The organism is Viridibacillus sp. KH_047 (genome assembly GCF_057838945.1).
The window spans coordinates 2,586,082-2,611,393 of the sequence record NZ_CM174479.1 but is presented as its reverse complement, the minus strand read 5'-3'; the positions used below and the strand labels follow the sequence as shown (position 1 = coordinate 2,611,393).

The window sequence follows — 25,312 nt, the reverse complement described above, 5'->3', positions numbered from 1 at the left end:
AAGTAGATATATGGAGAGAAAGAGCACTTTCTTGCCTGTTACGTTTCAAGGTTGAGATAGAATATTTTTGAACCACCTGAAAAGTGATTAAAATCCTTTAGTATCAGGGGTTTTAGGCGCTTTTCATTTTTTGAGAATACGTTAGAAAAGGATGGGAAATGAAAAGTTTCTACATAAGCAAAAGTGGCATGAAGATGGCGGAGATATTGTATATACGACATAAAGTAAAGGGCACTTAAACAATAAAATCTGTTTAAGTGCCTTATATGTGTAGCAAAAAAATATCAAAGTTCCTAGAAATATACCTAAAAATGAAACCATTACGTGCTACTTTTCGTAATGATAGTATAAGTTAAATAATCAGAGGATGAGAAGTACTTGTTACATTATAAAATATATAGCCAACAACACAAAGAATGGGTAGTTTTAGTACATGGAGCTGGTGGAAGCTCGACAATTTGGTACAAGCAAATTCGAGCATATCGCAAGCATTTTAATGTGTTGGTAGTCGATCTCCGAGGTCATGGTGATTGTATGATTACGAACAGTCCGACTAAATATACACTAGATTTAGTTAGTCAGGATATACTAGACGTGCTAGATTCACTAAAGATTGAAAAGGCTCATTTTGTAGGAATTTCACTAGGGACGATGTTAATTCGTCAATTAGCTGAAACGAATCCAGAACGTTTCCACACGATGTTGCTAGCAGGTGCTGTGATACGTATTACACCTAGACTGCATTTTTTACTTGGTATAGCCAATACGTTTAAAAAAATGATTCCGTTTATGTGGTTATATAAATTATTCGCATGGATTTTAATGCCGAGAAAAACCCATGAGTCTTCACGCCATTTATTTATTCAAGAGGCAAAAAAAATTAAGAATAGAGAATTTTTACGTTGGTTAACATTAACAGGCGGTGTCGCAAAATATTTAGTGAAAATTAATGAAAAGGATACAAAGATACCATCACTATATATTATGGGAGACGAGGATTATGTATTTTTAGAACCAGTTAAGCGATTAGTGAAAAAGCAATCATCAAGTAAATTAGTAATTTTAAAAGATAGCGGTCATGTATGTAATGTAGATCAAGCTGTGAAATTTAATGAAGTGTCTTTACAATTTTTATGTAACGCATTGAAATAACACGGAAAATTTACTTGATAGGTTATTAAAAAATATTATGTTCTACTTTATTTTTTTGTGAAGAAAACTTATCTTGTAGTAAAATAAGAGATCCGCAAACGTAGCGAATGAAAGAAAGAAACAACAATGAAACGAACCACAGTAGAGGGAACAGAACTCATGTGACAGGGATTGCTTCGCGTTTTAATTTAGTAGGGCATAAGGGGATATATGGGCGGCATGATGTAATAAGCCGCTTGAACCCTTGATATGACTGGGTTTTATGTAAGGTGAAAGTGTGATGTTAACATTTTGTTAACATAGAGGATTTTAATCGAGGCTTCTCATGAGTTGAGCAAACTTGTGGGAAGCTTCTTTTTTCATTTCTTGGGTAACATGTAGATAGACATTTTTTGTGATTTGATCATCGGAATGTCCGAGTCTGTCCATAATTTGTTCGAGTGAAACACCAGCTTCGGCAAGCGTATGCCTTAATGAATGTGGTGTTAACTCTGGGGTTAGATTTGCAATCCTAAGCAACCTTGCCATTCTGTTTTGGACTGTCTTAATAATAATGGGATAACCACAGTGACGTTCCAATTTTGCAAAGATAAAGCCTTCATTATGATAAGCATCCCCTAACCGCTTGATGACTTCATCTTGAACATTTTTATGTTTCTTCAAAGCGCCTATTACTTCTTCATCGACAATGATTTTCCGTCGTGATTTTTTAGTCTTTGGTGTAACTAATTGATATTCTAAAGTATTATTCGTGGGGTTGTAATAGGTTTTGGTTATGCTAATCGTATGGTTTCTGAAATCAATATATTTCCATTTAAGAGCAACTAATTCTCCTATCCTGATTCCGGTATATGACAGAATAAGGAACAACAAGTAGTCTAATTCAAGCCCCTTTTCCCTCGCGGTTTTAAGAAACAGAGCAAGTTCTTCTTTTTCAAGATATTTAGGAACTTCTTCTTCCTCCAATTGTTCAATTGTTTTTTTATCTTTTTTCAGATAAGGATACTCTGTTGGATTTTTTTAAATCACCCCCATTTCCAGCGCTTTACGGAAAATCATCTTTCCTGTTCGATGTACCCCCTCCATAGTGTTATCAGAATAGCCTTGTGCTTTTAAATCATTTAAAGCATCTTGATACCTCTTCCTTGTGATATCCTTTAATTTTAAAAGAGCAAAATAGGGCATCAATTTGCCTATTTCATGTAATCTCACACGAATCGTTCCTGGTTTTACATCTTTTGAATCTCTATAGATCGTAAGCCACTCTTTTGAAAAGTTACTGAACGTTTGATTAGTTTCTTCTACATACATTCCTTCTTCTACCTCATGAATAAGAGCTGCCGCGGCTGCTTCAGCTTCTTGCTTAGTCCTAAAACCTCCTATTCCCTTTTGTTTGCGTTTACCAGTAACTGGATCTATTCCGGTATCAATCATAAAAGCCCATTTGGAACCACAAGTGCATTTTTTCTTTTTGCACTTGCATCCTCTTCTGTAAATATGTCCTTTCATCTCATCAAAAGACCTCACTTTCATTATAATTGTGTTACAAAATTACATTATGCCCATTTTGAAAGTTAATAATTCCAAGAGGAAGATAATTTGGGCGAAAATGAAGAGTATTCATTACGTGAGATTTTTTATAATTTGGCATTCATCTATCGAGCATATAATCGTGATGATCTTTTTCTACCTATAAAAAAATACTGTTATGTAAAAAGAGTCGACAGAAGTGATTGGTGGGATACAGTGAAGGTAGATGCACAATTTAACAAGGTTCATCAGTTAATGCAACTTCCTGATAAGTTTATTATTGATGTTAAAGAAAAAGAAGAGCTTGTAATTCAATATAAACACTTTAGATTCAAAGGTGATAATACAGCAGAAAGACTGCTGAAAAATCATCATAATCTTAGGTGGTATGTTCAGTTAAGTTATGGAAGCAGTAGAATGTGGTACATTTAATTGAATCCTAAACCTAGCACTAGACATACAGTTATAAATAGTAATCCACTTACATTTATATATGTTTCAATGCATAGGCTTAGTGAGTTATCTAGATATAAGCCAGATTTACTACAAAAATACTTTCATAATACGACACATAACTGGTTATTAACTGAATTCATTCGATTAGCTCTAATCAATTTATTTATTCAATTGCTACTGAAATTACTAGTCATGAATGTATACCTACAGGCTATATATCTAGAAACTAGAATATATAATTCTCTAAAAATAAGGGTCATGCAAGATTGTCCATCCATTAAAGGTGACTTCGGTAAAGGGCAATATGAATTTGCCTAAATTTATTGATTTTATCCTAATCATATTACTGATAATAGAATTGTTTAATATACCTTAATTTTGCTTTCAAATAAGATTACTCATCAAATTGCTAAATTTATCAGAGGCCGCTCTTTTCATTTCATTAGTAACATGGAGATAAACCTTTCGGGTAAATAATAAAGTCATCATATAAATTTTTATAATCAATATATTGTAGAACTTGCATATTACATTTACTCCTTTTCAATTATGTTTTTACTGCTAGTTAATAAATTACCTTTTAACTTTAAATCTAGCTCTAACTGATCTATGAGTATCTTCTCAATCAATCGTTTTATTAAAAAATAAGACTCCGATTGTAAATCCTCATTGAACGTTACCTTAATTTTTGGATTACGTAGCATACCTGATCCTCCCATTTTCAATTACTAAAATCATTGACAGGGGGGCAGGATTTTATACTAGTCTTTTTGCTTAATATCTAAATCAAGTTGCTGCTGATATTGAATTAAAGGTTTATCTACTGTTTTATCAATGGGCATGATGATAACTCGTGATTCAATTTGTGGTACGTTGAGTTCTTTTAAAAGGTGTAGTAAGTTTTGCATCTTGAATCCTCCTTTCGTTTACATAGAAATCAAAGAAGCGCTCGATAACCTTTTTTGAAACGCCGACTTCTTCGCATGTATCTAGTAATCTATTCTTCCAGTTTGTATCTAGTTTTCCTTGTTCCATTGAAGTTCCTCCAAAAAAATGAAGCCCGCAGAACATGGTTATCTCTAGGGATAACAACATGCAACCTGCGGTCTTCGCTTATAGTGGTTATGTTATTAAATTTGAATTACCGGTTAATTCAGGATTCATAATATCTTATGATTTCGCTAATTTTAATAGTTTTAACAAAATTATTTTTAGAGAAAATTAAAAAGACGAAGCGGGGAAATCCACTTCGTCGCCCGACTAAAAGTTACACTAATTCTAGTTTTTTTAATTTAATAACAAAATTAGAATTCTTATTGAGCTGATTTTTTTTGGTTATTCAATCGAATCACAACCTAGATTCTTTTTTAGATAAAAGATTTATTATCACCTTTTGATTGGTTTTCATTGAAAAGCCACTCTATTTCGATTAATAAGAGATCCTGAATAATATTTTGAACATTTACAGCATTCTCCGATGGGGCATAGCTACGTATTATTTTCATAATAAGCTCTCCTAAATCTGACACTACTCTTTTTCGTTGAAAAATTTATTTCCAGCTATCTGATATTGCTCCATCGGTTTTGTATAAATGTGGCCTTTTGGATTTTCTAGTAATGTCGGTTCGTATGGTGAAGATGGTTTTTTAACTGAATAAGTATTTTATTAATTGATTAGGAAAAACTATGAAAATGAATTAAAGAGAGAACCAAAATTAAATTTAAGGTTGATTTCAACATAAATACAAAAATAAGGTTTTGGAGGATGAAAAATGGACACCATTAGAAGTAACAAAAAGAAATATTTTATGGTATTTGTATGTATGTTTCTGCAAGCAGTACCATTTGGTATAGCACAAAATATTCAACCATTGTTTATTCCATATGTTATTGAGAAATTCAATTTTTCACTTGCGTCATTTTCACTAATATTTACATTTGGTGCTATAGCAGCAGCAGTATTTTCACCTTTTTTTGGTAAATTATTTGGAAAAGTCAATATAAAACTTTTATTTATAATAGGTACTACTTTATCTAGTCTTGGCTTTTTAGCTTTTGGTTTCGCAACCAGCTTACCTCAGTTTTATTTGTTTTCAGCGATTTTGCAAATAGGTTGTGGAATATTTTCAGGTCTTGGAGTTCCTTATGTGATAAACACTTGGTTCCCAAAAGAAGGTAGAGGTAAAGCATTAGGTATGGCCTTTGCTGGTGGTTCTATAGGAAATATATTTTTACAACAAATCACTTCTCAGATGTTAGCAAATAAGGGTGTTACTTATAGCTACATTGCTTTTGGTTTAGTTGCACTTGTATGTAGTTTGCCGGTCATACTGTTATTTATTAGATTGCCTAAAGAGGGAGAAGTTGAAAAAGTTACTGCAGATGTAAAAGAAGAGGCAGCTGAGCTTGAAGGACCAAGTATAGCAGAGGTTAAAAAAACCAGTTCTTTTTGGATATTTGGAGCGGCCTTTGCCATCATTTCTATAGGTATTTCAGCACTTAGTACCCAATATGCTACTTATTTTACAGGTGAATTAAAGATGAGTCCTACATTAGTAGGAACATTAGGATCAACATTTGCCTTATTTAGCTTATTTGGCAATGTTGTTGGTGGTGCTTTGTTTGATAAGATTGGGTCACTTAAAACAATGACTATTTCTTTCGTGCTTCAAGCAATAGCTATAATCGCTTTATTAATGGCAAGTAATACACATGGACTTGCATTTATCTTTTCAATTGCCTATGGCTTAAATGTTTTCTCTTTCATGTCAGCACCGGCTTATATGGCATCTGACGTATTTGGTAAAAAAGATGCTAGCGTAAAACTGGGCATTATCAAAATATTCTTCGCTTGTGGTTTTGCCGTTGGCTCTACTTTGTTTGGTGCGGTTGCAGATAATTTTGGCTTTAGTGCAGGTTGGATAACGTTATTAGTATGTACTGTTATCGGATATGCACTACTTTTAATATCTATAAGAAAAGTTAAAAACAAAAATAAAAATAAAAACTATATCACTGAATAGCGAATGGGAGGACTAGGAATGGAAAAAATAATTTACTTCAATGGAGATATTATTACAGTCAATCCAAACAATGAAGTGGCCCAGGCCATCTTAATAGAAAATGGTCTCATTATGGCAGTGGGAAGTACGGAAGACATACGTGCACTTTCAGATGAAAATACTAAAGAAATCAATCTTAATGGAAAGACAATGTTACCGGGACTTATTGATCCGCATGGACATTTTGTTGCTATTGCACAGACATTAACGATTATAAATTTTAGTGAGTGTAGTTCAAAGGAAGAAATATTAAAGATTATAGAAGATAAACTAAACAATAACCCTCCTAAAGAAGGAGAATGGATTATTGGGTTTGGTTATGACAATACAAAGTTTGAAGGTGAAGCGCATCCTACAAAATTTGATTTAGACCGTGTATCAGCACAAATACCTATGTTTATCACCCATGCATCAGGACACTTGGCTGTAGTCAACAGTGCTGCGTTAGAGAAGCTGGGGTATGTAGGGGAAGATTACGAAGTTCCAGAAGGAGGTGTCGTAAGAACAGTAGCACCTGACTCTAAAGAACCTAATGGGATTTTGGAAGAAAGTGCTTGTTTAGACCCGGAAAAGAAAAAACTTATACCTGGTCCTTCTTTTGAAGCCTTGATGGATGCCATTTCCAAAGCTCAAGATATTTATGCAGGGTATGGTATCACAACAGCCCAAGATGCAAGTGTAGATAAAAATATACATGAATTATTAATGGCAGCAGCAAATGCAAATCAACTTAAAATAGATATTGTAGGACATGCAGTACAACAAGTAACTTTTGACTTATTAACAGATATGGGCACACCCAAACGAGAGTATATGAATCACTTTAAATTACTTGGTGGGAAAACATGGTTAGATGGTTCGCCACAAGGCAAAACTGCGTGGTTAACGAAGCCGTATTATGAAGCGCCTAAAGGACAAGATGAAGATTATTGTGGTTATGGTACACAGACAGATGAAGATGTAAAAGCCTATTTCAAAGGTTGTATAGAAAGAACCCTTCAGGTTAATGTGCACACGAACGGAGATGCAGCAGCAGATCAGTTTATTAGATGTTATAATGAGGCATTAAAAGAAACAGGGAAACAACAAGATTTAAGACCTGTGATGGTACATGCCCAAACCGTAAGAGAAGACCAGCTAGATGAGATGAAAGCACTTGGGATTATACCAACCTTCTTTTTAGACCATATCTGGTTCTGGGGAGATTATCACTATGAGTCTGTATTAGGGCCAGAAAGGGCCAACCGAATTTCACCAGCAGCCTCTGCACTAAAAAGAGGAATAAACTTTACTTTGCATCAAGATCCACCTGTAAAAATGCCGAATCAAGTCCTTGCTATTCACAATGCAGTCAATAGACAAACTCAAAAAGGGCGTGTATTAGGAGAAGAGCAAAAAATCTCTGTTATGGATGCCATTCGTGCAGTGACAATAAATGGGGCTTATCAAAATTTTGAAGAAGATATAAAAGGAAGTTTAGAAAAAGGAAAATATGCAGATTTAGTCATACTTGATAAAAATCCACTCAAAGTAGAAGTGGATCAAATCAAAAATATTCAAGTACTAGAAACCATCAAACAAGGTGAAGTTATATTTAAAAAAGTAATTTAGCTTTTAAAGATTTGTTCATGTACAAATCTCTTTTTATTTTTCATCTTAGATAAGAAGATAAGCCTGTATTATTCAAGGACTTTCGGGTCAATTTGAAGTTTTTTATAAATTTCAAGGCCTGAGTGTCCTTTTCAAAAGATCTTGAAAACTTCTATATATTAAGAAAGCCGCTTATCTCTGCCAAGGACCACCAGGTACCTATAGCATACTTATTGTCTACTCAAGGCATGTTGAGCGTGTGAACAACGGTGACTGATTATCTGCTTGAAATGCTAACATTTTGCTAACGCAATCCCATAAAAAGCGGTAAATCCCCGTTAAAGATGTTACAGAACGTAACAAGCAAAACGTTGATTTACAGCACTTTTTGAACCTCTCGTTAACGATGTTACACACTTTCAATTCACGGGCGGCATGATGTAATAAATCGCTGCAACCCTTGATATATAAGGGTTTGTATGTAAGGTGAAAGTGAAATGTTAACATTTTGCTAACATAGAGGATTATAATCGAGGCTTCTCATGAGTTGTGAAAACTTTTGGGAAGCTTCTTTTTTCATTTCTTGGGTAACATGTAGATAGACATTTTTTGTGATTTGATCATCGGAATGTCCGAGTCTGTCCATAATTTGTTCGAGCGAAACACCAGCTTCGGCAAGCAGTGAAGTATGTGTATGCCTTAATGAATGTGGTGTTAACTCAGGGTTTAGATCTGCAATCCTAAGCAGCCTTGCCATTCTGCTTTGGACTGTCTTGATAATAATGGGATAACCATATTGTCGGTCCAATTTTGCAAAGATAAAGCCTTCATTATGATAAACATCCCTTAACCGCTTGATAACTTCATCTTGAACATTTTTATGTTTCGTCAAAGCGTCTATTACTTCTTCATCGACAATGATTTTCCGTCATGATTTTTTAGTCTTTGGTGTAACTAACTGATATTCCAAAGTATTATTAGTGGGATTGTAATAGGTTTTAGTTATGCTAATCGTATGGTTTCTGAAATCAATATCTTTCCATTTAAGAGCAACTAATTCTCCTATCCTGATTCCGGTATATGACAGAATAAGGAACAACAAGTAGTCTAATTCAAGCCCCTTTTCCCTCGCGGTTTTAAGAAACAGAGCAAGTTCTTCTTTTTCAAAATATTTAGGAAATTCTTCTTCCTCCAATTGTTCAATTGTTTTTTTATCTTTTTTCAGATAAGGATACTCTGTTGGATTTTTTTTAATCACCCCCATTTCCAGCGCTTTACGGAAAATCATCTTTCCTGTTCGATGTACCCCCTACATAGTGAATTTATAGGATAAATTATTTAATACCATATGAAAATAGTAAGAATTAATTATTAAAATTATTTTAGGAGGCTATCTAATGGAAATAGTTATAGATAAAAGAGAAGATAAGGCACTTACGCATTTTTCAATATACGATAGAAATTGACTTCATTTTCCTCCTTTAAGTCACAAAGATGCTAAAAACTGCTATCTCTAAATTATTTACAATTTGAAAGGTTGGACTATATAATATGATTAAAAATATTTTAACATAGTTATTTATTCATAGAGTAGGAGAGTAGTTTATGGAATTAATAGGGATTTTAATTATCATAGTAGGCTTTGCCTTAAGGCTAGATACTATAGCAGTAGTAATTGTAGCCGGTATCTCTACTGGATTAGTAGCAAAGATGAATCCTGTTGAAATATTGGATACACTGGGATCAGCCTTTGTATCAAATCGTGTAACATGTTTATTTTTGATCACAATTCCTGTTATCGGTTTGTGTGAAAGATATGGATTGAAGGCTAAAGCAGTTATGCTCATTAAGAAAGCAACTAACTTATCGGTTGGTAAACTATTGAGCGGCTATACTTTAATAAGAAAAGTAACGATTGGAATGGGGGTAACGCTTGGCGGACATCCGCAATTCGTTCGGCCTCTAGTTAGCCCAATGGCTGAAGGAGCAGCTATTGCTAAGTACGGAGAAAAAGTAGAAGAAAAAGATATGGAAAAGATTAGAGCGTATTCTGCGGCATCTGATAATATTGGTAACTTCTTTGCACAAAACATATTCATGGCAAATGCAGGTGTACTTTTAATTGCTTCTACATTAGAAGGACTCGGCATGCCGGTTGATACACTGCAAATTGTCAAAGTGGCAATTCCAGTAGCTGTAATTTCATTTGTGCTGTGGGTCATTCAAAATATGTTATTTGATAAAAGGCTTAAGCAAAAATATGCTACTAAAGAAAATGAAAAAATTAGAGGTGATCAATAATGGATATTACACAAATCTCTAATTTGTTATTAGAAATATTTTATATAATCATCGGTTTATTCATGGGTATCACAATGGTATTCACAATCAAAGATACGAACCATAAAACAAGAATCGGTACAGCTTTATTCTGGGGGATTCTTGCTGTTATTTTCATTCTAGGAAATTATATTCCAAGTACGATTGTCGGTGTATTAGTCGTTGTGATTGCTATGTTATCAGCAACAAAGCAAATCAATATTGGAACGTTAAAGCAATTAGATGAGACATTTGCGAATATAAAAGCAGAAAAATTAGGGGTGAAAATCTTCATCCCATCTCTATCCATCGCAATCATCGCGATGCTTGTAGCATCTTTCACGGGCTTCCCGGGAACGGTTGCTATCGGTATTTCAGCATTGTGTGCTTTAGCGCTGACGTTCATCATCACTAAAGCAACACCGAAAGAGCTGTTGGCGGATTCAAACAGAACATTCCAATCAGTTGGGTCATTTGCTATTCTTCCTCAATTATTAGCTTCTTTAGGTGTGTTATTTACAACTGCGGGAGTAGGCGATAAAATTGCTTCTATTATTTCAAACGTAATCCCGACAGGTAACGCATTGATTGGGGTAGCAACATACTGTATCGGTATGGCATTATTTACAAGCATCATGGGTAATGCATTTGCGGCATTCGCTGTTATCACGGTTGGTATTGGTGTACCTTTCGTATTCAGCATTGGTGGAGATCCTTTAATCTGTGGAACGCTTGCTCTTACAGCAGGATACTGTGGAACATTATTAACACCAATGGCGGCAAACTTTAATATGCTGCCGGCAGTATTGCTAGAAATGAAAGATAAAAACGCAGTCATTAAAGCACAAGCGCCTATAGCTTTAACATTGTTAGTTGTTCATATCATCTTGATGTATGTTTTAGGGTTTTAAGATTAAGGATATAATAAAATTTTTTCAATAGGAGAACGAGCTATGAAAGTACTATTAACAGGATTTGATGCATTTGGCGGAGAGCTGGTCAATCCGGCAGAAGAAGCAGTTAAAATGGTAAGCGACCAGATAAACGGAGCTGAAGTGATTAAAATTATTATTCCTACAGTTCAAACAAAATCCGTTCAAGCTATTGAGGATGCAATTGAAAAGCATAATCCGGATATTGTCATCTCGGTAGGCCAAGCAGGAGGAAGATTTGATATTACTCCTGAAAGAGTTGCTATTAATCTTGATGATTACAGAATCAAGGACAATGAAGGCAATCAGCCATTAGATACAGTTATACAAGCAGATGGGCAGCCAGCATATTTCTCGAATCTACCAGTAAAAGCGATGGTCAAGCATATGAATGAGCATAACATACCAGCAACGGTATCTTATACAGCTGGAACATTTGTATGCAATCATGTCATGTACGGCATTCTATACATGATTGATAAAAAGTACCCTCATATCAAAGGCGGATTTATCCACATTCCTTATATGACTTCGCAGGTTATAGATAAGAAAAACACGCCGTTCATGTCGTTGAATGATATTGTAAAAGGCTTAGAGCTTGCGATTGAAGCCTGCACTATCAATGACAAGGATATTAAAGCAGTAGGAGGAGAAATCTGCTGATGAAAACGATCAATCTTTTTGTTTATGGAAGTTTAAGAGAAGGTTTCTTTAATTATAATAAGTATTTAGACGGAAAGGTCATCGAGAAAATGGATGCCAAGGTTGAAAATATGAAATTATATCATCTACCATACAAAGGATACCCGGCTCTGACCTTCGGTGAAGATACTGTATTTGGGGAAATCATGGTGCTAAGTGAAGAGCATTATGAAGATACAATGAATGCGATAGACAAAATGGAAGGATTCATCAGAGAAAAAAATCCTGAAAATGAATACCATAAAGTCATTCTTGAGGTTGAACATCTTCATACGAACAAAAAAGAAAAATGCTTTGTATATTTTTATAACAAAGATAATGATCTGCTTTTTGGCAACAGCGCAATTTATCTTCCGCACGGCAACTGGAAAGAGCATATGCTAAGTGTTAGTGTGCAATAGGCAAGCTAACATTTTGCTAACGCAATTCCATAAAAAACGATAAACGCTCGTTAAAGATGTTGCAGTAGTAATTGTCAAACATCTTGATATACCGCACTTTTGGCACATATCGTGAAAGATATTACACACTTTCACCTTACGGGCGGCATGATGTAATAAGCCGCTGCAACCCTTGATATATAAGGGTTTGTATGTAAGGTGAAAGTGAAATGCTAACATTTTGCTAACATAGAGGATTATAATCGAGGCTTCTCATTAGTTGTGCAAACTTTTGGGAAGCTTCTTTTTTCATTTCTTTTGTTATATGGAGATAAACATTTTTTGTTATTTGGTCATCTGAATGACCAAGCCTCTCCATTATTTGTTCGAGTGCAACCGATATCTTTCAATTTTAGTTGAGCAAAATAAGGCATCAACTTATCAATTTCATGCAGCCTTACGCGAACAGTTCCCGTTTTACATCTTTTGCTTCACTGTAGATCGTGAGCCACTCTTTTGCAAATGCATCACTGCGTTATCTTCAATAATGATAAAATAGTTATTGAAGTAACAGGTGCTATTCTTCAATTAAAAGAAGCTGAGATCAGCTTCTTTTTTTATGCAGCTAAAGGAGCAGGTTCGCATAATAAAGAAGGAAATAAGTTATATAAGGAGAATATAAATAAGTTATAAAAGGAGAATATTTAGTAGTGTTTTTGAAAGGGGTTAGAAATATGAGTGAAATATCTTTTGTTGAGTTAGAAAAGAAACTTAAAAGTATTAGAATTGAAGCTTTTGTCATTCATAAAGGGAATACACGGATCTTCGAATACTTGAAGAATAAAAAGGTCGTAGAAAAGCCGTCAAAGGTTTATTCCATTACAAAGAGCATTGTTTCTATATTAATTGGAATTATGGTAGATAAAGGATTAATAAAAAATATTCACGAACCCATTCAAAACTATTTTCCAGAAATATTAGAGTCTAATGATCCACAAAAGAAAGAAATTACAATATTTCATTTGCTGACCATGACTTCGGGGTTAAAAGTAGGGAAATTCCAAGGATCAAAAAATTGGGTTAAATTCATACTAGGACAACCAATTATACATAAACCAGGTTCAACCTTTCAATATAATTCTGGAGACTCTCATTTACTAAGTGCGATAATACAAAAAATTTCTGGAATTCCCACCGCTTCATTTGCTAAAAAATATTTATTCTGTCCATTAGGGATAAATAAATACACTTGGCTAAGGGACCCACAAGGAATTCACGGGGGTGGTTTTAGTATTTCGTTAAATTTAGAGGATATGGTGAAGATTGGATTATTATTTTTAAATGAAGGGCGATTTAATTCAAATCAGGTGATTTCATCCAACTGGCTCATTCAGGCAAAAAGACCATATAAACAAACTAAAACCACAAAAGAAGGAACATCTGGATATGGATATCAGCTATGGACTTATGAATATACTAATACTAACACCCCGATTGATTATTACTATGCTAATGGCATATTTGGACAATATATATTTATTGTTCCGAAGTTAAATATTATGGCTGTGGCAAAAAGCCAGCTACGAAATGACCAGCAATCTGCACCGGGACTCTTTTTCCAAGAGCTATTAGGTAGTTGGCTGGATGAGTGAGACATTTGAGCAAGTCAAACTGGTTTTTTCCCTCTTCTGGTATCATAAAAATTTCTTATTCAACTAATGGGGGGCTTTACTTCAATAAGGAGTAGAGCCTTTAGAAGTCGAAGGTGCAATTTGGGATGAAAAGAATAATATTTACTGTACTATCTTGTTTTCTTATAATTATTGTGTTGAATGGATGTCAACAGCAAGGCAATGAAGGAAAACCACAAAACGAAGTAGATACATCGGGTAATGCAGCTAAAGACGAAGATATCAGAAAATATATTTGGAATCAATTAACAAAGGAGAGTAAAAATAGTATAGAGGGAACTTGGAAAAATGGTAATGTTCAAAAAAAAATTCTCAAAAGATCAATGGCGGATATAAAAGATGATACTTATTTTGAAAAAGAAGTTTATATGGTGAGTTTTCCGTCTACTAATAATCCTACAATTGGTCCCGTAATTGTGTATGCAGATATAGAAACACATAAGATAATAGGATACGGGTATAGAGATTAAATTAAAGCGCATCGCCCTTTTACTAATTTTACATTGCATAATTAAGTTCAATTATTAACCTTTTTATGAGAACAAAATAATAGAGTATGTTTTGTAGTAATCTGAACCAATAAAGTTAGACAAGAAGTTTAGACAGCTTAAGACCTGAGTTCGGTATTCGACTGGACTTAGGTCTTTTAATTTTGCCTTCATTCGTTTGTGATTGAAATAGTAAATGTATTCTTCTAATTCTCTTTCAAAATGCTCGATACTTTCAAACTCTTGTAGATAGAGCAGTTCAGACTTTAATAAGCCAAAGACATAAATCAAGTACGGGAGAAAGGTAGCGCTTCTCACCGAATAGATGGTAACTGGAAAATCTATATTAAAATCAATGTCATTAAATGATTTAAAAAATAAAAGAATAAGAATTATCATTAACTTTTAAAACACCCTACATTTGAGGGGTGTTTTTTATTAACAAACAACTATCAATTTAAACATATAAACCTTTTTAGAAGGTAAATTACATTCTTCTTTTCTTCAACTAAACCAGCTAATAGTTTGTTGTTTTAGGATATCGGTAAGGCTCAATGTGAGGGAAGAAAGGTAGCGCTACAAGAATATTTAGACCTGGTTGCTGCATCAGTAAGTCTAAGAATAAATGAAAGTAACATAAAACTTGATGAACTATTCTCTTTGATTTCACAATGGACAAAATGTAAAAAAAATACTCTTTTATTTTAACTATACGAGAGATTCTGGACGTAATGTAAAAAAAATACTCTATTGTTTTAACTCTATGAGAGATGCTAGAAATTTACTATTTCTGTTAAAGTAAAAGTGAAGAAAACTTAAAAGGGGGGATTTTATGAAAGCACTAGTCCTAGAAGAAATCGGCAAGCCGTTAGTTGTTAGAAATATGCCAGATCCAACCAACACGGCAGATGGAGTAATTGTTCGTGTTGAAGCTAACGGAGTTTGCAGAAGTGATTGGCACAGCTGGTTAGGGCATTGGAATTGGCTGGGAGGTGAGACTCCTCTTCCCCATATTATGGGACACGAGTTTTGTGGTGTCATAGAAGATGTTGGGAAAGATGTTACAAGATTCAAGAAAGGCGACAGAGTAATTGTTCCTTTTACTCAAGGTGATGGCACATGTCCTATGTGTCAAGCTGGACACCATAATGTTTGTGATAACATTACGTTACCTGGAATCTCCATTTGGGGTGGATACGGAAAATTTGTTCATATCCCTAATGCTGATACCAATCTAGTAATTTTACCGGAAAATATTGACTTTGTCGAGGCAGCTAGTATAGGATGTCGATTTATGACGGCATTTCACGGGGTTACTGATCAAGCACAAGTAAGACCGGGTGAATGGGTTGCTGTACATGGTTGTGGGGGAGTTGGCCTTTCTGCAATTCAAATCATTACAGCCCTAGGAGCACACGCTATAGCAGTTGATATTGATGATGAAAAATTAGCTTTTGCAAAGAAATTAGGTGCTGTAGCCACAGTCAATTCCAAAAAAGAAAATGCTGCTGAGTTGATTAAAGAATTAACAAAAGGCGGGGCACACGTGTCAGTGGATGCTCTTGGAATAACTGAAACTTGTCAATCATCTATAAATAGTTTAGCTAAAAGAGGACGCCATTTACAAATAGGATTAACGACCAGTAATGAAAAAGGAATGATCCCCGTTCCTATTGATAAAATTGTCATTAATGAAATACAGATTGTTGGCTCTTATGGTATGCAAGCACCAAGATTTCCTCAAATGTTACGAATGATTGAAAAGGGCATTTTAAGTCCTAAAGATTTAGTAACTCAAACAATATCTATAGAAGAAGCGGGAAGTGTAATTGAATCTATGGGGACTTACGCTAATATGGGTGTTACGGTTGTTAATAAGTGGTGAATGTAAAAGGGATTTACCTTAACTAGCTCAGACTGTAGACAATCTCGATTAAATAACGGATTTGTCTACAGTTTTAAACCGCAATTTAAAATGGTACTCCAATATCATCAACAAAACGGTGATACGAACCGTTATAAATTCATATCCCGTTATCGAGTATATCATGGGAAATCAATGGGAGCTCTATCGGCAACAGGATCAGAATTTAACATTACTTGCATCAGAATTAGATTTAATAATAGAAAACAAGTTTAATACCCCAATTAAAGACGGAATATTAAAAAAATATATTGCTGATTGCATGGAGGGAATATATGAAATATATTAGTTCATTAATTTTTATCCCTTTTATTGGGTATCTAGTTTTTTTACCTTGGGCAAATCGCATAGAGCCCTATGTTCTAGGCTTACCTTTCTTTTTATTCTGGCTCATTTTGTGGATGGTTATTTCTCCTTTAATATTATTGGTTGTATATAAGTTAGATCCGGCTAATAAGGAAGGAGAAGTTGAATGAATATATCTCTAGTAATTATCAGTGTTTTTCTTCTTCTAGCTTTATTTTTAGGAATTCAATCAACAAAAGGTAAGAAAATGAGTATGGAGCAGTGGACAGTTGGTGGAAGAGGATTCGGAACAATTTTCATATTCTTACTTATGGCTGGAGAAGTGTATACGACATTCACTTTCCTTGGTGGTAGCGGTTGGGCTTACTCAAGAGGAGCTGCAGCTTATTATGTTCCAGCCTATATTTTTTTAGCCTATATTTTATCGTATTGGTTCGCGCCTAAAATTTGGAAATATTGTAAGGATCATAAACTGATCTCACAACCTGATTATTTTGCTGCTAAATATAAAAGTGGTTCTTTAGGAATGTTAGTGGCTATAGTGGGTTGTGTAGCAACAGTACCCTACATAGTTATCCAATTTAAGGGGTTAGGCATTATAGTTTCACAAACTTCATATGGTTCGATATCTCCAACAGTAGCAAGTTGTATAGGAGCTTTGGTTGTTACCATATATGTTATGGTTTCAGGTATTCACGGTACTGCATGGACGGCTATACTTAAAGACTTCATGATATTAATTGTAGTAATCTTCTTAGGATTATACATTCCATTCCACTATTTTGATGGTATAAAGCCTATGTTTGAAGCGGTAGAAAGTGCTAAACCAGAATTGTTAACATTGCAAAATCAAGGTTTGAGTAATTCATGGTTTATTTCTACTGTTATAATTAGTGCTATTGGTTTTTATATTCTTCCGAGTGGCTTCATGGTCATTCTATCTGCAAAAAACGAAAAAAGTATTCGCAAAAATGCAATTACTCTACCGTTCTATACAATTCTTCTCGTGTTTGTATTTTTCATTGGTTTTTCAGCGGCTATTATTACACCTGGTTTAGAAAATGGAGATTTATCTCTGTTACATTTAGCTATAAAAACATTTGATCCATGGATTATAGGAATTATTGGTGCAGCTGGTTTATTAACTGCGTTGGTTCCTACGTCCGCCATGCTTATGGCTAGTGCAGCTGGATTAACACAAAATCTTTATAAAGTGATTGTTCCAAAAGCATCAGATAGACATTTATTATTTGTTTCGAAGACTCTCATTTTATTAATAGCTAGTGTTGCGTTACTATTTACTGTCTCCGATGTTAAAGCAATGGCGCTTTTAAATATTATGTCCTATAGTCTCATTATTCAGTTAGCTCCTACTGCATTTTTTAGTCTATTGAATAAGAATTATGTAAACAAGTATGGTGCATTTGCCGGTATTGTTGTTGGAGAAGTGGTTGTATTGTATATGAATATAGCAGGAGTTACGATATCTCAATTACTTCCATTTGCACCTCAATGGGTGAAGGATATTAATGGTTCTTTGATAGCATTACTTATGAATATTATTGTCATGCTTGGAGTGAGTACTTTTACTAGAAAAAGTACCGTTTTGCAAAACGATGATTCAGGAAAAAATGTTCTATCATAATAGAATCATATTTATTATATAAATTCAAAGAGTCGAAGGAGGATGTAACGAATGAAAGCAGATTTAGTATTTATAAATGGTGAAGTAATTACAATGGATGCAGATTCTCGAATTGTAGAAGCTGTTGCAATTAAGGAAAATCGTATTATTCTTGTAGGTTCTACCTTAGAGGTACAGCAACTGATAGACAGTAAAACAGAAGTTATTGATTTGTGCGGAAAAACATTGCTACCAGGGTTTATAGATGCTCATATTCATTTAGTTATGTATGGATTAAACCAACTAGCTATTAGTTGCAAGGCTCAAAATATTACTTCAAATGAGGACATAAAACAGGAATTACGAAAAAAAGTTCAAACTGTTCCTAAAGGTCAATGGATTCGAGCGTGGGGCTTTAATGAAACGACAATAAAAGAAAATCGTTACTTATCTATTAAAGAGCTAGATGAAATTTCTACAGAACATCCGATTATGATTACTCGCACTTGTGGTCATATTTCTATAGTGAACAGTAAAGCATTAGAATTAGCCGAAATTGATGCTAATACAAGCAGTCCTGATGGAATTGAGCGAGATGCTAATGGTGTATTAACAGGTAAATTAATAGAAAAAGCGAATATGCGAATGAATGAAATTGCTAAATATACAGAGGTTGAATTAAAACAAGCGATGAAAATAGCCTCTGATCATTTTGTTCAAGCCGGTATTACTAGTATCCATGAAGCAGGTGTTTCTGATACAGATACCTATCGTCTTTTACAGGAAGCAGTAAAAAATAAAGATATCGCTGTTCGTGTTTATGCAATAATTTGTACTTTAAATAATTCACATGAATTTGTTGAAAAAATGCTAACTGCAGGAGTACTAACAGGTACGGGTGATGAACGTTTTAAAATTGGTCCAGCTAAGATATTTACGGATGGAAGTAGTACAGGTCCTACTATTGCAACAAGAGAGCCATATACAAGTAATCCAAATGATCATGGAATTCTTTACTATAGTGAAGAAGAAATCTATCGTGTATTAGGTGAAGCTCATAAAAAAGGATATCAAATAACTGTACATGCTCAGGGCGATCGAGCTATTGAAATGTATTTGAATTGTGTAGAAAAAGCGCTTAATGAGCATCCAAGAGAAGATCATCGCCATCGAATTGAGCATGCGGGAATTTCTTCACCAGATTTACAAGATAGAATGAAGAACCTTGGTGTTATTCCAATTCCAAATCCACCTTTCCCGTATGAATTTGGAGATATTTATGTGAAGAATTATGGAGAAAGAGTTAATTATATGTATCCAGTACGTGACTTTATTGATAAAGGTATTATATGTGCAGGTGGTTCTGATGCACCAGTTACGGATTTTAATCCTCTAATAGGCATTCATACAGCAGTCAATCGAAAAAGTAGCAATAATTCTGAAATTGGAGTGAATCAAAAAGTTACAATATTGGAAGCTTTAAAAATATATACGATCAATGGAGCATATGCGAGTTTCGAAGAAGATATTAAAGGTAGCTTAGAGGTAGGAAAATTAGCAGATTTAGTAGTATTAGATAATAGTATTCTAAGTCAAAACAATAATAGTATAAAAGATTTAAAAGTAGAGATGACGATTTTAGATGGACAAATTTTATACAAAAATGAAGCTGTAGTAAAAGCTTAGAATAACATTTCGTATAACTTGAAAAGAATGTTTTGAGAAGTTATAACGGTAGATCATGAAAATAATATTTTGCAAGCTATTGCTAATAGTGAAAACCGAATTATTGCCGTAGGATCAAATCAGAATATAAGAGCTTCCTAGTAAGTATCATCGTTTCCTATATCGGCTGGCGAAAAGGAGAAGATAGAAATGTTGGAACTTAAGATGTATATTGATGGTAAATGGATTTCTTCAATTTCTAAAGAAAAAAGAGAAGTGATAAATCCTGCAAATGGTGAGCTACTTGCAGTAGTAGCTGAAGGTACTGCTGAGGATGCACAATATGCAATCTCGGTAGCACATAGTACTTTCAATAGTGGAATTTGGTCTCAACTCCCTTTTAAAACTCGTGCAAAGTATTTGCATAAAATCGCAAATCTGTTGGAAGAAGAGGCAGATGATTTAGCAATGCTAGAAACATTGAACAGTGGAAAAGTGTTACTTGCTGCAAAAACAGATGTTCAAAATACGATTGAGTGTTTCCGATACTACGCAAGTCTTATTACTCAACCAGAAGGTGAAATATATAATGTAGGCGATTCAGTTCAAACAATCGTTATTCGTGAACCCATCGGCGTGTGTAGTCTTATTGTTCCATGGAATTTCCCCCTCCTTATGGCGGCATGGCAGATTGCTCCGGCATTAGCGGCTGGAAATACTATTATATTAAAACCATCAGAGGTTACACCGATTACTGCTGTTAAACTCTTTGAAATTATAGAAAAGGCTGGTGTACCAGCAGGAGTCGCTAATCTAGTAATGGGAGCTGGAAGTTCTGTTGGCAGTGAAATGGTCGAAAGTACTTTAGTAGATAAAGTGGCCTTTATTGGTGGAACGAAAACAGGTCAGAATATTATGCGTGTTGCTGCAGAACAGACAAAGAAAATCACCTTAGAATTAGGAGGTAAATCTCCAAACATTGTATTTGCTGATAATGACATAGAAATTGCAGTAGATAATGCACTATTTAATCTCTTCTTAAATAGTGGTCAAGTGTGCACAGCAGCTTCCCGTCTCTTAATTGAAGAAAGCATTCACGATCAATTTATTGAAAGACTGATAGAGCGTGCAAAAAAGATTGTCGTTGGTCATGGAAATAAACCTACAAGTGAAATGGGGCCGCTTGTGAGTGAAGCACATATGCAAAAGGTATTAAACTATATTGAAATAGGAATACAGGAAGGTGCAACACTTGCTTGTGGAGGAAATAGAATTGTAGCGAACGAGTTTGAAAACGGCTTTTTTGTTGAACCTACCATTTTCACCAACACTACACCGGATATGAGAATTGTACAAGAAGAAATCTTTGGTCCCGTTTTAGTCGTTCAAAAATTTAAAGATGAAGAAGAAGCAATTACTTTAGCGAATGATACAGTATATGGATTGGCTGGTGCTGTCTTCTGTCAGGATTTAGAGAAAGCAATGCGCGTAGTCAGCAAAATAAAGGCCGGTATCACATGGGTGAATTGTTATCATGTTGCAACAGTGCAAGCCCCATGGGGTGGTTATAAACAAAGTGGAGTTGGAAGAGGTTTAGGAGTCTTTGGTCTTGATGAATTTTCAGAACAGAAACAAGTTAATATTAGCTTTAAAGCAAAGCCTGTTGGATGGTTTTCTAATTAATCTTTTATCATTTTCTACACAACTTAAATGAAAAACTAGTAATATCAATGCTTTAGCCGAATGCTAGATTCCCTCCTGGGACGTATCAAGGTTCAGATTGAATAAGTTTGAACCAAATGAAAAGCGCTTTAAATCCTATAAAATCAGGGGTTTGAGGCGCTTTTCTTACACATTTTCTACACAAGAAAATGTAGCACGAAGACACTACTTGTCTGTTCTGAATCGAATTTCCTAGATTTTTTTAGACGTGAGGATGGAGTTCTTTATTTAGGACGTTAAGCGTGTAGTTGAAAGAGACGGCGCGGTCCTTTATTTCTACATAAATATATGAAATTAGTGCGAGCTAATTCTATAGAAGAACAAGAGGTGGCTACCATATGAACCTCCTTAAATGAGTTCAATAAAATTGACTTTATTCCGAGATTAATTGTACTATGCATTATGTAGTCTAGCGAATTTAGTCGACGGCAAGCCGCTAGATATTCAAAAGGGATTGACGCTTGGTGCAAGCACTCAAAGGGTGTGCTTGAAAGTGCTGCAATATGAAGGGGGTTTTCAAATGCAAGTGGAAGTGTGGTCAGACATTGCTTGTCCATTCTGTTATATTGGGAAACGGCGTTTCGAAGCCGGACTTGAGCAATTTGTACATAAAGATCAAATACAAGTTGTTTACAAAAGCTTTCAACTGAATAAAAACGCGGGAAAAGATATAGAATATGATGCGTACGATGCGCTTTCCGCCAGGTCTGGAATGAGCCGGGAAGAAGCAAAGGTGATACACGAGAGGGTTGCCAAACAGGCGGCTGAAGCAGATGGCTTGGACCTTAGATTTGATACGCTTCAGCTGACAAATACGTTAGATGCTCACCGTCTGCTGCATTTTGCGACGCAGCATGGCAAAAATAATGAGGTAGCTGAGCTGTTGTTCAAAGCTTATTTTACCGAATGCAAACATGTCGGCAGTCATGAAACGTTGATTGCAATTGCCGCCGAAGCAGGAATTGATCCGATAGCTACAGCGAAGATGCTGTTAAGCGATCAGTTCACCGATGAAGTGCGTGCGGATCATCTCGAGGGCGATCGTGTGGGTGTAAGTGGCGTACCATTTTACGTCATAGATCACAAATATGCTATTTCCGGTGCGCAGCCAGAGAATGTGTTTCTCAAAGCACTTGAGAAAACATGGAGCGAAACACAATCATTAACCGTGCTGAACCCCACTTCAGTCGAAGCAGGAACAGATTGCAAGAATGGTGTTTGTAAGCAAAAAGAGAAGTAAAATTTGCCGACAACACCTAAAAGGAAAAAACCGAAAAAGAATGATAAGTAAAAAAGAAAGACGATAGGCGTTATTGAACTGCACCCCGATTGTTAGACACAGTCTAACAATCGGGAGGTGCAGTTTTTTATATGCCAAAATTTACGGTAGAAGATAAATTAAGAGCTGTAAAACGCTATCAGTTGGGTATAGAAAGTATTAACTCGATTGCGAAATCAGTGGGTACCGCACGATCAAACCTTTTAAATTGGATTAAACAATACGAAACTAATGGAATTGAGGCGTTTGTAAAGTCCTATACAAGTTATTCTTTAGAGTTTAAACTAGACGTACTCAATTATATGAACGAGAATGGGACGTCTTCAATCGAAGCCGGACATTTAAAGGATAGCATACTTTTCCCGTGGACAACTCCTTATTGGCCAGTTCGTGACTTAGGGCAAGGTTTTGCTGATATGGGGCCAAATCAATATGCACCATTAGCAGTGATCATCCTATTCATTACTTTTACAATTTCGTTCTATTCTGTACGGTATACTATTCAAAATCAGAAATTCATAGTGGTTCTTAACAAGCATTGGTATTACTATTGGCTCCAATATAACATTTTCACTAACACGTCTATATGCTATAAAAAATAAAAGTGGCGAATTGGATTGGATTGCTGCTGGTGGAGGTGCAAAATTGTTAGTGGCGAAGATTCGCAAATAATTTCGATTATTAGACCAAATAATCAAGTGCCACAAGTGCCAGATTTCGATAAGGTTAAGGAAGTGAAGGTTTTTGGTCGTCCTGCCAAATTACAAGTCTATTGTGAAAAATTTACAGAGGACTTCTCACGGGAAATTAAATATTGGAAATCAATCGATGAAAAACAACCATCATTTTCAGATGTTGAATTCATTACTGAATGATGATTTATTCATAATCAATAAAACACCTGAAACATTGTTAATTCAATGTTTTAGGTGTTTTTGTTATGGCGAAAATCACATCATCTCAACATTTGACATTGAACCACAAATTATACACACGATTCACACCGCCATTTCTTTGAATCAAGCAACAGACAACTTCGCATATTTTTCGCACATAATGCTTCAAATTTGTTTCAAACGATGAGTGTTCATCGCGTTTCTATACCTAGTATATGCTATTAATTTGTAGTTCGGACTACAAATAGTAATGCTCCTTTTGTAATATCCTACGGAATATCCTTATTTTTAGCATTAATGTTTGTATAAAACGACCATAGTAATCTATGCTAATAAACTATAAATTTAATGTAGTGTAATTGTTTATGTGACAACAAAGAAAAGGGTGGTGTTTTTTTGAATTTTCAATCGAATAGAACTGGTCAAATCCCTCCCTATTTATTCGCAGAAATTAATAAGAAAAAAACTGAATTGATTAAATCAGGGGTAGACGTAATCGACTTAGGAATCGGTGATCCAGATCTTCCGACTCCTCCTCATATTGTTGAAAAGTTAGTGGAAGAGCTGCAAAATCCAATTAATTTTAAATATCCTAGTTTTATAGGATGTATTGAGTATCGACAAGCAGTCGCTGATTTTTATTCACGGCAATATGGTGTTGATCTTGACCCAGATACAGAAATTTTGGCTTTAATCGGTTCTAAGGAGGGGATTGCGCATCTAGTTCCTGCACTTATAGATCCGGGGGATTATGTATTAATTCCCGATCCAAGTTATCCTATTTATCGAATGGCTACTTTATTAGCAAATGGACAATATTATAATATGCCTTTACTCAAAGAAAATAATTTTGAGCCGGATTTTAAATTAATTCCTCAAAATATTATTGAACGTTCAAAGCTTATGTTTTTAAATTATCCAGGGAATCCAACTTCAGCTACTGTAGATATTGAGTTCTTCAATCAGGCAATTGAGTTTTCCAAAAAACATGCAATCCCAATCGCTCATGATTCAGCTTATAATATGGTTACATTTTCGGGCTATACAGCGCCAAGTATTCTTCAGGTTGAAGGATCTAAAGATATGGCTGTTGAATTTGGTTCATTTTCAAAAACATATAATATGACTGGGTTGCGGATTGGATATGTCGTTGGAAATAAGGATATTATAAAAGCGCTTACAGTATTAAAGAGCAACACGGATACTGGACAATTTACACCTATCCAAAAAGCCGCCGCTTTTGCATTGAACAGTGATCAAAGTTGTATCGCAGAGCATAACAGCATATATGAAGAAAGAATGGCTGTTACGTTGGAGGGGCTAGCGTCTATTGGAATAAAGGTGTATCCACCTAAAGGGAGCTTCTTTATTTGGGCGCCAGTTCCTGAAGGCTATACATCTACGGGATTTGTTACCAGCGTGCTAGAGAAAACAGGTGTTATCCTTACACCTGGCAATGCTTTTGGTCCTTCAGGAGAGGGGTACTTCCGTTTATCCTTATCTGTTCCAAATGAAAGATTATTTGAAGCTATCAATAGAATTAAAGAAAGCTTACGAGTTGTAGGTAACTAAATAGTTTATATAAAAATTGGGG

General features: G+C 35.0%; 23 protein-coding genes and 5 pseudogenes. 21 read left to right on the top strand and 7 right to left on the bottom strand.

Annotated elements, in window-relative coordinates:
• Nucleotides 1-378 precede the first annotated feature (378 nt).
• Nucleotides 379-1,152: an alpha/beta fold hydrolase gene (locus tag AC3IS5_RS12935; RefSeq protein ID WP_489424786.1), complete on the top strand. Its 774-nt coding sequence runs from the start codon at nt 379-381 to the stop codon at nt 1,150-1,152.
• 309 nt (nt 1,153-1,461) lie between these two features.
• Here the strand turns inward: AC3IS5_RS12935 and AC3IS5_RS12930 are convergent.
• Nucleotides 1,462-2,661 (bottom strand): annotated as a pseudogene (locus tag AC3IS5_RS12930) (site-specific integrase).
• A 90-nt stretch (nt 2,662-2,751) separates the two neighbouring features.
• Between AC3IS5_RS12930 and AC3IS5_RS12925 the strand changes: the two are divergent.
• Both AC3IS5_RS12925 and AC3IS5_RS12920 read left to right on the top strand, forming a co-directional pair.
• Nucleotides 2,752-3,114 carry a hypothetical protein gene (locus tag AC3IS5_RS12925; RefSeq protein ID WP_489424785.1) on the top strand — a complete coding sequence of 121 codons (363 nt, stop codon included), beginning with the start codon at nt 2,752-2,754 and terminating at the stop codon, nt 3,112-3,114.
• Nucleotides 3,115-3,456 carry a YaaC family protein gene (locus tag AC3IS5_RS12920; protein ID WP_489424784.1) on the top strand — a complete coding sequence of 114 codons (342 nt, stop codon included), beginning with the start codon at nt 3,115-3,117 and terminating at the stop codon, nt 3,454-3,456.
• 215 nt (nt 3,457-3,671) lie between these two features.
• On the opposite strand, the gene AC3IS5_RS12915 is transcribed toward AC3IS5_RS12920, so the two are convergent.
• From AC3IS5_RS12915 to AC3IS5_RS12905, 3 genes are all read right to left on the bottom strand, one after another.
• The gene (locus AC3IS5_RS12915) at nt 3,672-3,842 is read right to left on the bottom strand and encodes a hypothetical protein (protein WP_489424783.1); all 171 of its coding nucleotides are present in this window, start codon (nt 3,840-3,842) and stop codon (nt 3,672-3,674) included.
• Between the two features lie 57 nt (nt 3,843-3,899).
• Nucleotides 3,900-4,046, bottom strand: a complete 147-nt coding sequence (locus AC3IS5_RS12910; protein ID WP_489424782.1) for a hypothetical protein — start codon at nt 4,044-4,046, stop codon at nt 3,900-3,902.
• A 459-nt stretch (nt 4,047-4,505) separates the two neighbouring features.
• The gene (locus AC3IS5_RS12905; protein ID WP_489424781.1) at nt 4,506-4,643 is read right to left on the bottom strand and encodes a hypothetical protein; all 138 of its coding nucleotides are present in this window, start codon (nt 4,641-4,643) and stop codon (nt 4,506-4,508) included.
• 267 nt (nt 4,644-4,910) lie between these two features.
• Here AC3IS5_RS12905 and AC3IS5_RS12900 point away from each other — a divergent pair, with 267 nt between their 5' ends.
• Nucleotides 4,911-6,161 (top strand): conjugated bile salt MFS transporter, encoded by a 1,251-nt coding sequence (locus AC3IS5_RS12900; protein WP_489424780.1) that lies wholly within the window; start codon nt 4,911-4,913, stop codon nt 6,159-6,161.
• 18 nt (nt 6,162-6,179) lie between these two features.
• Nucleotides 6,180-7,811, top strand: a complete 1,632-nt coding sequence (locus tag AC3IS5_RS12895) for an amidohydrolase (RefSeq protein ID WP_489424779.1) — start codon at nt 6,180-6,182, stop codon at nt 7,809-7,811.
• 490 nt (nt 7,812-8,301) lie between these two features.
• Here AC3IS5_RS12895 and AC3IS5_RS12890 read toward each other — a convergent pair.
• Nucleotides 8,302-9,054: pseudogene (locus tag AC3IS5_RS12890) on the bottom strand (site-specific integrase).
• Between the two features lie 341 nt (nt 9,055-9,395).
• Here AC3IS5_RS12890 and AC3IS5_RS12885 point away from each other — a divergent pair.
• From AC3IS5_RS12885 to AC3IS5_RS12870, 4 genes are read left to right on the top strand one after another with little or no spacing between them, the layout of a single operon-like run.
• Entirely contained in the window at nt 9,396-10,091 is a 696-nt protein-coding gene (locus AC3IS5_RS12885; protein ID WP_489424778.1) for a DUF969 domain-containing protein, read from the top strand.
• Nucleotides 10,091-11,020 (top strand): DUF979 domain-containing protein, encoded by a 930-nt coding sequence (locus AC3IS5_RS12880; RefSeq protein ID WP_489424777.1) that lies wholly within the window; start codon nt 10,091-10,093, stop codon nt 11,018-11,020. The genes AC3IS5_RS12885 and AC3IS5_RS12880 overlap by 1 nt, the downstream gene beginning before the upstream one ends.
• A gap of 42 nt (nt 11,021-11,062) precedes the next feature.
• A complete protein-coding gene (gene pcp, locus AC3IS5_RS12875; protein ID WP_489424776.1) occupies nt 11,063-11,704 on the top strand; it encodes a pyroglutamyl-peptidase I in 642 nt (213 codons plus the stop codon).
• Entirely contained in the window at nt 11,704-12,144 is a 441-nt protein-coding gene (locus AC3IS5_RS12870; RefSeq protein ID WP_489424775.1) for a gamma-glutamylcyclotransferase family protein, read from the top strand. The genes pcp and AC3IS5_RS12870 overlap by 1 nt, the downstream gene beginning before the upstream one ends.
• A 223-nt stretch (nt 12,145-12,367) precedes the next feature.
• Here the strand turns inward: AC3IS5_RS12870 and AC3IS5_RS12865 are convergent.
• Nucleotides 12,368-12,520 (bottom strand): annotated as a pseudogene (locus tag AC3IS5_RS12865) (tyrosine-type recombinase/integrase); the annotation flags it as partial.
• A gap of 119 nt (nt 12,521-12,639) precedes the next feature.
• On the opposite strand from AC3IS5_RS12865, the gene AC3IS5_RS12860 reads away from it, so the two are divergent.
• The 3 genes from AC3IS5_RS12860 to AC3IS5_RS12850 all read left to right on the top strand — a co-directional run bounded on the left by AC3IS5_RS12860 (nt 12,640) and on the right by AC3IS5_RS12850 (nt 14,284).
• Nucleotides 12,640-12,816, top strand: a complete 177-nt coding sequence (locus tag AC3IS5_RS12860; protein ID WP_489424774.1) for a hypothetical protein — start codon at nt 12,640-12,642, stop codon at nt 12,814-12,816.
• A gap of 41 nt (nt 12,817-12,857) precedes the next feature.
• A complete protein-coding gene (locus AC3IS5_RS12855) occupies nt 12,858-13,775 on the top strand; it encodes a serine hydrolase domain-containing protein (protein ID WP_489424773.1) in 918 nt (305 codons plus the stop codon).
• Nucleotides 13,776-13,900: 125 nt separating this feature from the next.
• Nucleotides 13,901-14,284: a hypothetical protein gene (locus tag AC3IS5_RS12850; RefSeq protein ID WP_489424772.1), complete on the top strand. Its 384-nt coding sequence runs from the start codon at nt 13,901-13,903 to the stop codon at nt 14,282-14,284.
• Nucleotides 14,285-14,422: 138 nt separating this feature from the next.
• On the opposite strand, the pseudogene AC3IS5_RS12845 reads toward AC3IS5_RS12850, so the two are convergent.
• Nucleotides 14,423-14,581: pseudogene (locus tag AC3IS5_RS12845) on the bottom strand (IS3 family transposase); the annotation flags it as partial.
• A 553-nt stretch (nt 14,582-15,134) separates the two neighbouring features.
• Between AC3IS5_RS12845 and AC3IS5_RS12840 the strand changes: the two are divergent.
• The 9 genes and pseudogenes from AC3IS5_RS12840 (at nt 15,135) to AC3IS5_RS12800 (ending at nt 25,290) form a co-directional block, all read left to right on the top strand.
• Nucleotides 15,135-16,187 (top strand): zinc-dependent alcohol dehydrogenase family protein, encoded by a 1,053-nt coding sequence (locus AC3IS5_RS12840; RefSeq protein WP_489424771.1) that lies wholly within the window; start codon nt 15,135-15,137, stop codon nt 16,185-16,187.
• Between the two features lie 314 nt (nt 16,188-16,501).
• Nucleotides 16,502-16,702, top strand: coding sequence for a DUF3311 domain-containing protein (locus AC3IS5_RS12835; protein WP_489424770.1), 201 nt, complete (start codon nt 16,502-16,504; stop codon nt 16,700-16,702).
• Nucleotides 16,699-18,177 (top strand): sodium:solute symporter family protein, encoded by a 1,479-nt coding sequence (locus AC3IS5_RS12830; RefSeq protein ID WP_489424769.1) that lies wholly within the window; start codon nt 16,699-16,701, stop codon nt 18,175-18,177. Before AC3IS5_RS12835 ends, AC3IS5_RS12830 begins: the two co-directional genes overlap by 4 nt.
• 51 nt (nt 18,178-18,228) lie before the next feature.
• Nucleotides 18,229-19,842: an amidohydrolase gene (locus AC3IS5_RS12825; protein ID WP_489424768.1), complete on the top strand. Its 1,614-nt coding sequence runs from the start codon at nt 18,229-18,231 to the stop codon at nt 19,840-19,842.
• A gap of 189 nt (nt 19,843-20,031) precedes the next feature.
• The gene (locus tag AC3IS5_RS12820; RefSeq protein WP_489424767.1) at nt 20,032-21,504 is read left to right on the top strand and encodes an aldehyde dehydrogenase family protein; all 1,473 of its coding nucleotides are present in this window, start codon (nt 20,032-20,034) and stop codon (nt 21,502-21,504) included.
• Nucleotides 21,505-22,063: 559 nt separating this feature from the next.
• Entirely contained in the window at nt 22,064-22,783 is a 720-nt protein-coding gene (locus tag AC3IS5_RS12815) for a DsbA family oxidoreductase (protein WP_489424766.1), read from the top strand.
• A gap of 131 nt (nt 22,784-22,914) precedes the next feature.
• Nucleotides 22,915-23,145 (top strand): annotated as a pseudogene (locus tag AC3IS5_RS12810) (transposase); the annotation flags it as partial.
• A 294-nt stretch (nt 23,146-23,439) separates the two neighbouring features.
• On the top strand, nt 23,440-23,697 hold the full coding sequence (locus AC3IS5_RS12805; protein ID WP_489424765.1) for a hypothetical protein: 258 nt from the start codon (nt 23,440-23,442) through the stop codon (nt 23,695-23,697).
• 417 nt (nt 23,698-24,114) lie between these two features.
• Nucleotides 24,115-25,290 (top strand): LL-diaminopimelate aminotransferase, encoded by a 1,176-nt coding sequence (locus AC3IS5_RS12800; protein WP_489424764.1) that lies wholly within the window; start codon nt 24,115-24,117, stop codon nt 25,288-25,290.
• Nucleotides 25,291-25,312: the final 22 nt, after the last annotated feature.

What these genes read in the sequence shown, in the direction of transcription:
- AC3IS5_RS12915 (WP_489424783.1), bottom strand. Translation starts at nt 3,842, where the DNA reads ATGCTACGTAATCCAAAAATTAAGGTAACGTTCAATGAGGATTTACAA.
- AC3IS5_RS12910 (WP_489424782.1), bottom strand. Translation starts at nt 4,046, where the DNA reads ATGCAAAACTTACTACACCTTTTAAAAGAACTCAACGTACCACAAATT.
- AC3IS5_RS12905 (WP_489424781.1), bottom strand. Translation starts at nt 4,643, where the DNA reads ATGAAAATAATACGTAGCTATGCCCCATCGGAGAATGCTGTAAATGTT.
- AC3IS5_RS12900 (WP_489424780.1), top strand. Translation starts at nt 4,911, where the DNA reads ATGGACACCATTAGAAGTAACAAAAAGAAATATTTTATGGTATTTGTA.
- AC3IS5_RS12895 (WP_489424779.1), top strand. Translation starts at nt 6,180, where the DNA reads ATGGAAAAAATAATTTACTTCAATGGAGATATTATTACAGTCAATCCA.
- AC3IS5_RS12885 (WP_489424778.1), top strand. Translation starts at nt 9,396, where the DNA reads ATGGAATTAATAGGGATTTTAATTATCATAGTAGGCTTTGCCTTAAGG.
- AC3IS5_RS12880 (WP_489424777.1), top strand. Translation starts at nt 10,091, where the DNA reads ATGGATATTACACAAATCTCTAATTTGTTATTAGAAATATTTTATATA.
- pcp (WP_489424776.1), top strand. Translation starts at nt 11,063, where the DNA reads ATGAAAGTACTATTAACAGGATTTGATGCATTTGGCGGAGAGCTGGTC.
- AC3IS5_RS12870 (WP_489424775.1), top strand. Translation starts at nt 11,704, where the DNA reads ATGAAAACGATCAATCTTTTTGTTTATGGAAGTTTAAGAGAAGGTTTC.
- AC3IS5_RS12855 (WP_489424773.1), top strand. Translation starts at nt 12,858, where the DNA reads ATGAGTGAAATATCTTTTGTTGAGTTAGAAAAGAAACTTAAAAGTATT.
- AC3IS5_RS12850 (WP_489424772.1), top strand. Translation starts at nt 13,901, where the DNA reads ATGAAAAGAATAATATTTACTGTACTATCTTGTTTTCTTATAATTATT.
- AC3IS5_RS12840 (WP_489424771.1), top strand. Translation starts at nt 15,135, where the DNA reads ATGAAAGCACTAGTCCTAGAAGAAATCGGCAAGCCGTTAGTTGTTAGA.
- AC3IS5_RS12835 (WP_489424770.1), top strand. Translation starts at nt 16,502, where the DNA reads ATGAAATATATTAGTTCATTAATTTTTATCCCTTTTATTGGGTATCTA.
- AC3IS5_RS12830 (WP_489424769.1), top strand. Translation starts at nt 16,699, where the DNA reads ATGAATATATCTCTAGTAATTATCAGTGTTTTTCTTCTTCTAGCTTTA.
- AC3IS5_RS12825 (WP_489424768.1), top strand. Translation starts at nt 18,229, where the DNA reads ATGAAAGCAGATTTAGTATTTATAAATGGTGAAGTAATTACAATGGAT.
- AC3IS5_RS12820 (WP_489424767.1), top strand. Translation starts at nt 20,032, where the DNA reads ATGTTGGAACTTAAGATGTATATTGATGGTAAATGGATTTCTTCAATT.
- AC3IS5_RS12815 (WP_489424766.1), top strand. Translation starts at nt 22,064, where the DNA reads ATGCAAGTGGAAGTGTGGTCAGACATTGCTTGTCCATTCTGTTATATT.